Source organism: Streptococcus sp. (assembly GCF_032481935.1).
Taxonomy (GTDB): Bacteria; Bacillota; Bacilli; order Lactobacillales; family Streptococcaceae; genus Streptococcus.
Map to the genome: position 1 here is coordinate 1 of NZ_JAWERU010000095.1, position 1,144 is coordinate 1,144.

The 1,144-nt window shown below is 44.0% G+C and carries 1 protein-coding gene; it reads left to right on the top strand.

Annotated features, from left to right (window positions below; all coding sequences use genetic code 11):
• Nucleotides 1-1,144, top strand: a 1,144-nt coding sequence (gene eno / locus E7C97_RS09495) for a surface-displayed alpha-enolase (RefSeq protein ID WP_316109075.1), incomplete at both ends; no start/stop codon positions are given.

The following is a 1,144-nucleotide window of genomic DNA, read 5'->3' on the forward strand; positions in this document are numbered from 1 at the left end:
AACACTTGAAGTAGAAGTTTACACTGAATCAGGTGCTTTCGGACGTGGTATGGTTCCATCAGGAGCTTCTACTGGTGAACACGAAGCAGTTGAACTTCGTGATGGTGACAAATCTCGTTACGGTGGTCTTGGTACACAAAAAGCTGTTGACAACGTAAACAACATCATCGCTGAAGCAATCATCGGCTACGATGTACGTGACCAACAAGCTATCGACCGTGCTATGATCGCACTTGACGGTACTCCTAACAAAGGTAAATTGGGTGCTAACGCAATCCTTGGTGTGTCTATCGCTGTAGCTCGTGCTGCTGCTGACTACCTTGAAATCCCACTTTACAGCTACCTTGGTGGATTTAACACTAAAGTTCTTCCAACTCCAATGATGAACATCATCAACGGTGGTTCTCACTCAGATGCTCCAATCGCTTTCCAAGAATTCATGATCGTACCTGCTGGTGCACCAACATTCAAAGAAGCTCTTCGTTGGGGTGCTGAAATCTTCCACGCTCTTAAGAAAATCCTTAAATCTCGTGGTCTTGAAACAGCTGTAGGTGACGAAGGTGGATTTGCTCCTCGTTTCGAAGGAACTGAAGACGGTGTTGAAACTATCCTTGCTGCTATCGAAGCTGCTGGTTATGTTCCAGGTAAAGACGTATTTATCGGATTTGACTGTGCATCATCAGAATTCTACGATAAAGAACGCAAAGTATACGACTACACTAAATTCGAAGGTGAAGGAGCTGCTGTTCGTACTTCTGCAGAACAAATCGACTACCTTGAAGAATTGGTAAACAAATACCCAATCATCACTATCGAAGATGGTATGGACGAAAACGACTGGGACGGTTGGAAAGCTCTTACTGAACGTCTTGGTGGTAAAGTTCAATTGGTTGGTGACGACTTCTTCGTAACAAACACTGCTTACCTTGAAAGAGGTATCGCTGAAGGCGCTGCTAACTCAATTCTTATCAAAGTTAACCAAATCGGTACTCTTACTGAAACATTCGACGCTATCGAAATGGCTAAAGAAGCTGGTTACACTGCAGTTGTATCACACCGTTCAGGTGAAACTGAAGATTCAACAATCGCTGACATCGCAGTTGCAACTAACGCAGGACAAATCAAGACTGGTTCACTTTCACGT